The sequence below is a fragment of the Sphingorhabdus sp. genome, assembly GCF_044374345.1.
In the GTDB taxonomy this organism is placed as follows: domain Bacteria; phylum Pseudomonadota; class Alphaproteobacteria; order Sphingomonadales; family Sphingomonadaceae; genus Sphingorhabdus_B.
In genome coordinates, this window is sequence record NZ_JBILOS010000090.1 from 1 (window position 1) to 8,610 (window position 8,610).

The following is an 8,610-nucleotide window of genomic DNA, read 5'->3' on the forward strand; positions in this document are numbered from 1 at the left end:
GACAGGAATATCTGCGGCGTTCATTATGTTCTCACCATCATCCAGCTAACCGCTGTGACAAGGCCCAAAAGCATCACCAGCGCATATGTATAAAGATAACCCGACTGCATTTTCACCGCGAGCTTGCTACCAAAGGAAACGACAGCAGCCGAACCGTTCGGCCCAAACCGGTCGATAACGCCGATGTCGCCTTGCTTCCAGAACAGGCGTCCTAACCAAAAGGCCGGGCGGACAAAGACCGCATTATACAGTTCGTCAAAATACCATTTGTTCATGAAGAAACGGTACAATGGCGCAAAGGCAGTAGCCAAACGCTGCGGCGCATCCTTTGACTGCTGATACATCACATAAGCCACCAACAAGCCGGTGAGCATGGCCACTGTCGATGACAGTTTCACCCACAACGGTACCTCGTGCATGGCGTGCATCAAATGTTCGTTGAAGAACAATGTGCTGTTCGCCCAAAATGCCTTGCCGGTTTCGGCTTCAATGAAGCCTCCGTGGAATACAAAACCAGCAAAAACAGCGCCCAATGTCAGCACGCCCAACGGGATAAGCATCGGCAGCGGGCTTTCATGCGGATGATAGCCAGCGGTACCATCACCATGCGCGTCGTGGGCATGGTCATGTGCATGTTCATCATGGTCGTGCATCGCATGTTGAATATGCTCCGACTGCGCCCAACGCGGCGTTCCGAAGAATGTGAGGAACATCAGGCGCCAGCTGTAGAAGCTGGTCAACAATGCCGCCAGAACGCCAATGCCAAACGCATACATATGGAAGGTCGAGTGGCTCGCAAATGCGGCTTCGATGATCGCATCCTTGGAATAGAAACCAGCGAACCCGCCGACGCCAACAATACCAACGCCGGTAATCGCCAACGTGCCCGCCATCATCGCCCAAAAGGTCAGCGGGATATGTTTCCGCAAACCACCATAATAACGCATATCCTGTTCATGATGCATCGCGTGGATGACGGAGCCTGCGCCAAGGAACAACAACGCCTTAAAGAAAGCGTGCGTGAACAAATGGAACATCGCCGCGCCATATGCGCCCGTGCCCGCGGCAAAGAACATATATCCAAGCTGCGAGCATGTTGAGTACGCGATGACGCGTTTGATATCGGTCTGCACCAAGCCAACGGTCGCTGCAAAAATCGCAGTTGTAGCGCCGACTATCGTCACAACGTCCAACGCAAACTGGCTTGTTTCAAACAATGGCGACAGGCGGCAAACCATGAACACGCCAGCGGTAACCATCGTCGCTGCGTGAATAAGCGCCGACACAGGTGTCGGACCCTCCATCGCGTCAGGCAGCCATGTGTGCAGGCCCAACTGCGCAGACTTGCCCATCGCGCCGATGAACAACAATATGCACAGCAAGCTCATCGTATCGACGCGGAACCCAAGGAAGCCAATGCTTGATCCGACCTTATCCGGTGCCGCCGCCAAAATGTCCGGAATGGAGACCGTGCCAAACAGCCAGAACACGCCGAAGATACCCAGCATGAAGCCCAGGTCGCCAACGCGGTTTACGACAAATGCCTTAATCGCCGCGGCATTCGCGCTTGGTTTTTTGTACCAGAAACCAATCAACAGATAAGACGCCAGACCAACACCTTCCCATCCAAAGAACATTTGGACGAGATTGTTGGCGGTTACGAGCATCAACATCGCGAAGGTGAACAACGACAAATACGCAAAGAAGCGCGGTTGATCGGGGTCTTCCTCCATATAGCCCCAGCTATACAGATGGACGAGCGCGGAAACGGTGGTGATAACCACCAACATCACCGCGGTCAGCGCATCAACGCGCAATTCCCAATCGAATGACAAATCACCCGATTGAACCCAGTTCATCACGGGCGCGACATAAGCGGTTTCGCTGCCGTTGAGAAAGCCGATGAAAATCGGCCAGCTCAGCAAGGACGCCGTGAACAGGCCCGCTGTGGTAATGGTCTTAGCGGCAACCGCGCCAATAAAGCGTTGGCCAAGACCCGCAACGAGCGCAGCCAAAAGCGGAAGAAAAACAATGATATGGATCGAAGTCACTGGATGTTATCCCTTCATCCGGTTGACATCGTCAACGGCAATGGTGCCCCGGCCACGGAAGTAGATGACCAATATGGCAAGGCCGATCGCCGCTTCACCAGCAGCCACCGTCAGCACGAACATCGCGAAAATCTGGCCCGTAAGGTCGCCAAGAAAGACGCTGAACGCCACGAGGTTGATATTCACCGCCAGCAAAACGAGCTCAATCGCCATCAAGATGATGATCACATTTTTGCGGTTCAGGAAAATGCCCAGCATACCCATGACGAACAGAATGCTGCTCACCACGAGATAATGTTCGATACCGATCACAACTCGATCCCCTGCCCTACCGGTTGATTGACGTTGCGCGTCGCGTCTTCGGGACGGCGCTGTACCTGGCTGCTGATGCTCTGGCCGCGGGTGCCATGGCTCTTACGATGGGTAAGAACAATCGCGCCCACCATGGCCACCAAAAGAATGAGGCCCGCAGTTTCAAACATGAACACATATTTGCTGTACAACAGGCCGCCAATAGCCTCGATATTTGGAACAGCTGCCGACACGGTAGCTGCGCCTGCTTCTGGCGTGCCCAGTACAACTGCACCAGCCTGATACGCGCCAATGCCAAGCACGAGTTCAGCAGCGAGAACAACGGCGAGCAATAACCCAAGCGGAACGTTTTTCACAAAGCCCGCGCGCAGTTCGGCGAAGTCGATGTCGAGCATCATCACCACAAACAGGAACAGCACGGCGACTGCGCCAACGTAGACAATGACGAGCAGCATCGCGATAAACTCCGCACCGATCAGAATCATGAGGCCAGCGGCGTTAAAGAACGCGACGATCAGCCACAGCACGCTGTGCACGGGGTTGCGCGCAAAGATGACCATCGCGGCGGACGCGATGACGATGCTTGCGAAGATATAGAATGAGACGAGTTGGATCACGATGGGCCGCCCTTAACGATAGGGTGCATCGGCAGCAAGGTTCGCGGCAATTGCCCGTTCCCATTTCGCGCCGTTGTCGAGAAGCTTGGCCTTGTCATAAAACAATTCCTCGCGTGTTTCGGTTGCAAATTCGAGGTTTGGTCCCTCGACAATCGCATCCACTGGGCAAGCTTCTTGGCAGAAACCGCAATAGATGCACTTCGTCATGTCGATGTCATAGCGCGTGGTGCGGCGGCTGCCGTCTTCACGCGGTTCGGACTCGATGGTGATTGCCAAGGCGGGACATACCGCTTCGCACAGCTTGCACGCAATGCACCGCTCTTCACCATTGGGGTAGCGCCGCAAAGCATGCTCGCCGCGAAAACGCGGGCTCAACGGGTTCTTTTCGAACGGATAGTTGATCGTTGCCTTTGGCTTGAAGAAATATTGCAAGGTCAACCAGTGCGCCTTGACGAATTCCCAAAGGGTAAAGGTTTTGATGAGATGCGCGATGGTGGTCATGCGAAATGTCCTGTGAACATAAGATAGCCGCTCACCAAAAAGACCCAGAAAAGCGAGATTGGCAGGAACACCTTCCAACCCAGACGCATCAATTGGTCATAACGGTAACGCGGTACAGTTGCCTTCACCCAAGCGAAGACAAAGAACATCAAAAGGATTTTGACGAAGAACCAGATGATGCCGGGAACGGCATATAATGGCGCCCAATCCACTGGCGGCAAATATCCACCCCAGAATAGGATAGCATTAAGCGCGCACATCAACAGCACGTTGGCATATTCGCCCAACCAGAACAAAGCGAAGGCCATCGACGAATATTCCGTCTGATAACCAGCAACCAGCTCGCTCTCGGCCTCGGTCAAATCGAAAGGCGCGCGCGCGGTTTCCGCCATTGAACTGATGAGGAACATGATCGCGATCGGGAACAGCAACGGGTTGAACGCATAGGCGTTGATAAAGCCAAAGATATGGCCCCGCTGGCCCTCTACGATGCCGCCCACATTGAATGTACCGGCCCACAACACAATGCAGATCAGAATGAAGCCAATCGAGACTTCGTATGAAATCATCTGCGCCGCCGCACGCATGGCGGAATAAAACGGATATTTGGAATTGGAAGCCCAACCGGCAATGACCACGCCATATACGCCAAGGCTGCTAATCGCGAGAATGTACAGCAAGCCCACGTTGATATTGGACAGCACAACGCCGTCTGCAAACGGAATAACCGCCCACGCCATCAAAGCGACGGTGAAGGTAATAATCGGCGCAATCAAAAACAGTCCGCGGTTCGACGCGCTGGGGATGATTGTTTCCTGCAGAAACACCTTTAGTCCATCAGCGAAAGACTGAAGGACACCGAAGGGACCAACCACGTTGGGACCTCTGCGAAGGGCAAAGGCTGCCCACAATTTGCGTTCAGCGTAAATGATGAGCGCGACGGCCAGCATTAGCGGCAATGCAATGAGCAATATGCCCACGATGGTTGCGGTGAACCATGCGGCTTCGTAGCTCATCCCAAGGGTTTGGAAGAAAGATGTCATTCCGCTGCCTCCAGATATTGCGTGCCGTGCACCAGTTCAGCCGAGCACCGCTGCATCGTTTCCGACGCGCGGCAGATTGCGTTGGTCAGGTAAAAATCCTTAATCGGATAATCGGCGATTTTACCATTTACGGCTGAAGACAATGTCGGTTCAGACCAGCCATAATCGGCAAGGCCTTCGACGCCCAATGCAGGGACAGCGTTGAACATTTCAACGCGGAGCGCCTCAAGGCTGTCAAACGGCAGGCGCTTGCCCAGCACATCAGACAAGGCGCGGAATATCGCCCAATCTTCACGCGCATCACCGGGTGGGAACACGGCGCGTTCGCCGCGCTGCACGCGGCCTTCGAGGTTGACGTACGTGCCGGACTTTTCGCTATACGCTGCGCCTGGCAAAATGACGTCGGCATGATGCGCGCCATTGTCGCCATGATGGCCGACATAAACTTTGAAGCTGCCTGCAAACAGGCTGTAATCAGCTTCATCAGCCGCGAGGAAGAACGCGAGCTTGGGAGCCTTGGCCGCCAACGCTTTGATACCGCCATCATGCGCATATCCAAGCATCAGTCCGCCCATACGCGCTGCCGCAAAGTGCAATACGTTAAAGCCATTCCAGCCATCCCGGACGAGCTTATATTTCGATGCAAACGCCAATGCAGCACCATGGACGCCTTCATAACGCAGCGCGCCGCCACCCACGATAATCGCTGGGCGTTCTGCGGTCTTCAATGCATCAGCAAGAGCCTGTGGCGCTTTCGCCAGCGCGCTTAAATCGTCGCCCAGCCATTCAACCTTGTACGTCAAATCCGTTACCGGACCGATGGCAAACACCTTTGCACCGCGCTTGCGGATCGCTTTTTGGATACGCGTGTTTACCAAAGGTGCTTCACGGCGCAGGTCGCTGCCGACCAGCAAGATCACATCCGCATTTTCGATGCCAGCGATGGTGGTGTTGAAGTTTACGGCCGAAAGCGACGACGTATCGTACGATAGCCCCGTTTGACGGCCCTCAAGCATCGACGAACCCGCAAGCGCACGCGCCGCAAACATCGTTTCGCAATCGACCTGATCGCCTGCGATTACCGCAGCATCGCCGGACCAATTGGCCTTGATTGCGTCAAACGCCTCTGCCCAGCTTGCTGCAACAAGCTTTCCATCCTTGCGGATATACGGCTTGTCCAAACGACGATGCGTAAGGCCATCAACTGCATGGCGTGTCTTATCCGACGCCCATTCTTCGTTCACATCATCATTGTTGCGTGGAAGCGCGCGCAATACGGCCCTGCCCCGGCTATCGAGACGGATGTTGGTGCCAACCGCGTCCATCACGTCGATGCTTGGCGTCTTTTTCAATTCCCACGGGCGTGCTTCGAAAGCATAAGGCTTCGACGTCAGCGCACCCACCGGACACAAGTCAACGACATTACCCGAAAGCTCGCTCTGCATGGCGTGCTCCAGATAGGTCGTGATCTGCATATTCTCGCCGCGACCAATCGCGCCGACTTCTTCAATGCCAGCGACTTCTTCCGTGAACCGAACACAACGTGTGCACTGGATGCAACGTGTCATCGCCGTTTTGACGATTGGACCCATATATTTTTCAGTAACCGCACGCTTGTTTTCGTCGAAGCGCGATGCACCGCGACCATAAGCCACGCTTTGGTCCTGCAAATCGCATTCACCGCCTTGGTCGCAAATTGGGCAATCCAACGGGTGATTGATGAGCAGAAACTCCATCACCCCTTCGCGGGCCTTTTTGACCATCGGGCTGTCGGTTTTGATGATCTGCCCTTCGGTGGCGGGCAGCGCACAGCTTGCCTGCGGCTTTGGTGGCCCAGGGGCAACCTCGACCAAGCACATACGGCAATTGCCCGCAATGGACAGCCGTTCATGATAGCAAAAGCGTGGAATTTCCTTCCCCGCCATCTCACACGCCTGAAGCACAGTCGCGCCTGCAGGAACTTCGAGTTCTAAACCGTCTACGGTGACTTTAGGCATTATTATTCTGCTGCCTCCAACATATCGTCGCCCTTGGCTTCATGAATGCGGTGTTCCATCTCTGGACGGAAATGTTTGATAAGGCCCTGAATTGGCCACGCAGCAGCATCGCCAAGCGCACAAATTGTGTGGCCTTCAACCTGCTTCGTGACATCGTACAGGGTATCGATGTCGCCAATCTCGGCATTGCCCGTGCGCATCTTTTCCATGACGCGCCACATCCAGCCAGTGCCTTCGCGGCAAGGCGTGCATTGGCCGCAGCTTTCATGCTTATAGAAATAAGACAGGCGCGAGATTGCGCGAACGATGTCCGTGGACTTGTCCATAACGATGACCGCCGCAGTGCCAAGGCCTGAACCGACAGCCTTACAGCCGTCAAAATCCATGGGCACGTCCATCATCATGGCAGCAGGCACCAAAGGCACCGACGAACCGCCCGGGATGACGGCGAGCAGATTATCCCAACCACCGCGGATGCCGCCGCAATGCTTTTCGATCAGCTCGCGGAACGGAATGCCCATTTCTTCTTCGACGACGCATGGCTTTTCGACATGGCCCGAAATCTGGAACAGCTTGGTGCCATGGTTGTTTTCGCGGCCAAAGCTTTTGAACCATGCCGCGCCGCGGCGCAGGATTGTGGGAACGACGGCAATGCTCTCGACATTGTTCACCGTCGTCGGGCAGCCATACAGGCCTGCGCCTGCAGGAAATGGCGGCTTAAGGCGGGGCTGACCCTTTTTGCCTTCAAGGCTTTCGATCATCGCGGTTTCTTCGCCGCAGATATAGGCACCTGCGCCGCGATGGACGAACACATCAAAGTCATAGCCCGACTTGGCGGCATTCTTGCCCAACAGTCCGGCTGAATATGCCTCTGCAACAGCCTTTTCGAGGACCTTTGCTTCGAAAATATATTCGCCGCGAATGTAGATGTACGCCGCACGCGCGCGCATCGCAAAACCGGCGATCAACGCGCCTTCGATCAGCTTGTGCGGATCGTGACGGATGATCTCGCGGTCTTTGCACGAACCGGGTTCAGATTCATCGGCGTTGATGACAAGGAAGTTCGGACGTTCCGGCGTCGGTGCTTTGGGCATGAAGCTCCACTTCATACCGGTCGGGAAGCCAGCACCACCACGGCCACGAAGCCCGGATGCCTTCACTTCTTCGATAATGGCGTCTTGTCCGGCCTTCATCAAATTGGCGGTTTTGTCCCAATCGCCGCGCGCCTGCGCAGCTTTCAAGCCGAAATCTTGATAGCCGTAAAGGTTGGTAAAAATGCGGTCTTTGTCAGCGAGCATCAGCCCAAACCTCCAAGAAGAAACCATGCGCCGGCGGCAATCAATAGCCCAATGACGGCAAGTTTAATGATGCCCTTGAGCAGTTTCCATGCCACGAACCCAGCCACCAGAACGCCGATGAGGGGGAGAAATTCCATCAATACTCTCCCCGATAATCATGGTTCTTATCAACCATCGCCTGCAAAGTCGTAGCGCCACCATAAGGTTCAACCGTATGGCGTCCGGGCAGCTGTGTGCCGACCTTTGGCTGCTTGCCATCGGACAAGTCCTGCAAAATGGCGGTCATGCTGTCGTAATCGAGGTCTTCGTAATTATCGTCGTTAATCTGAACCATTGGTGCAGAGGCGCAGTTGCCCATGCATTCAACTTCGTTCAGCGTGAACATGCCATCGGGTGTTGTTGCGCCTTTGACGAGGCCCCGATTCTTGCATGCCGCCATGATATCGTCCGACCCACGCAGCATGCACGGCGTTGTGCCGCATACTTGCACATGGAAACGGCCAACGGGCGCGAGATTGTACATGGTGTAGAATGTCGCGACTTCATATGCGCGCATATATGGCATGCCGAGATAGCTTGCGACATATTCGATCACGGGAACCGGCAACCAGCCTTGCGTCTGTGTTTCTTCGCCCACCTGACGTTGCGCCAAATCAAGCAGAGCCATCACCGCAGACTGCTGACGTCCAGCAGGATAGCGTCCGATGTACATGTCGGCGGTCTTCTTGTTTTCAGCTGAAAACGCAAAGGCGCCAAATTGGGCGCGTGCATCCGCTTCGTTTGGAGTGTGT

9 protein-coding genes are annotated in these 8,610 nt (G+C 54.9%); all 9 read right to left on the reverse strand.

Going from position 1 to position 8,610, the window contains the following annotated elements:
* Positions 1-23: 23 nt before the first annotated feature.
* On the reverse strand, positions 24-2,051 hold the full coding sequence (nuoL, locus tag ACIQ5B_RS09005) for an NADH-quinone oxidoreductase subunit L (protein ID WP_397598716.1): 2,028 nt from the start codon (positions 2,049-2,051) through the stop codon (positions 24-26).
* A 6-nt stretch (positions 2,052-2,057) separates the two neighbouring features.
* The gene (gene nuoK, locus ACIQ5B_RS09010; RefSeq protein WP_397598717.1) at positions 2,058-2,363 is read right to left on the reverse strand and encodes an NADH-quinone oxidoreductase subunit NuoK; all 306 of its coding nucleotides are present in this window, start codon (positions 2,361-2,363) and stop codon (positions 2,058-2,060) included.
* Positions 2,360-2,980 (reverse strand): NADH-quinone oxidoreductase subunit J, encoded by a 621-nt coding sequence (locus ACIQ5B_RS09015; protein WP_397598718.1) that lies wholly within the window; start codon positions 2,978-2,980, stop codon positions 2,360-2,362. Before ACIQ5B_RS09015 ends, nuoK begins: the two co-directional genes overlap by 4 nt.
* A gap of 12 nt (positions 2,981-2,992) precedes the next feature.
* Complete coding sequence (gene nuoI / locus ACIQ5B_RS09020) at positions 2,993-3,481, reverse strand: NADH-quinone oxidoreductase subunit NuoI (RefSeq protein ID WP_183940622.1); 489 nt, start codon at positions 3,479-3,481, stop codon at positions 2,993-2,995.
* A complete protein-coding gene (nuoH, locus tag ACIQ5B_RS09025; RefSeq protein WP_397598719.1) occupies positions 3,478-4,524 on the reverse strand; it encodes an NADH-quinone oxidoreductase subunit NuoH in 1,047 nt (348 codons plus the stop codon). The genes nuoI and nuoH overlap by 4 nt, the downstream gene beginning before the upstream one ends.
* Complete coding sequence (gene nuoG / locus ACIQ5B_RS09030) at positions 4,521-6,521, reverse strand: NADH-quinone oxidoreductase subunit NuoG (RefSeq protein ID WP_397598720.1); 2,001 nt, start codon at positions 6,519-6,521, stop codon at positions 4,521-4,523. Before nuoG ends, nuoH begins: the two co-directional genes overlap by 4 nt.
* Before the next feature lie 2 nt (positions 6,522-6,523).
* Positions 6,524-7,819: an NADH-quinone oxidoreductase subunit NuoF gene (gene nuoF, locus ACIQ5B_RS09035; RefSeq protein ID WP_397598721.1), complete on the reverse strand. Its 1,296-nt coding sequence runs from the start codon at positions 7,817-7,819 to the stop codon at positions 6,524-6,526.
* Positions 7,819-7,956 (reverse strand): hypothetical protein, encoded by a 138-nt coding sequence (locus ACIQ5B_RS09040; RefSeq protein ID WP_397598722.1) that lies wholly within the window; start codon positions 7,954-7,956, stop codon positions 7,819-7,821. Before ACIQ5B_RS09040 ends, nuoF begins: the two co-directional genes overlap by 1 nt.
* Positions 7,956-8,610, reverse strand: a 655-nt coding sequence (locus ACIQ5B_RS09045; RefSeq protein ID WP_397598723.1) for a complex I 24 kDa subunit family protein, incomplete at its 5' end; no start/stop codon positions are given. The genes ACIQ5B_RS09045 and ACIQ5B_RS09040, both read right to left, overlap by 1 nt.

Coding starts and splice junctions, on each gene's coding strand:
- nuoI (WP_183940622.1), bottom strand. CDS start 3,481: ATGACCACCATCGCGCATCTCATCAAAACCTTTACCCTTTGGGAATTC.
- nuoH (WP_397598719.1), bottom strand. CDS start 4,524: ATGACATCTTTCTTCCAAACCCTTGGGATGAGCTACGAAGCCGCATGG.
- nuoG (WP_397598720.1), bottom strand. CDS start 6,521: ATGCCTAAAGTCACCGTAGACGGTTTAGAACTCGAAGTTCCTGCAGGC.
- nuoF (WP_397598721.1), bottom strand. CDS start 7,819: ATGCTCGCTGACAAAGACCGCATTTTTACCAACCTTTACGGCTATCAA.
- ACIQ5B_RS09040 (WP_397598722.1), bottom strand. CDS start 7,956: ATGGAATTTCTCCCCCTCATCGGCGTTCTGGTGGCTGGGTTCGTGGCA.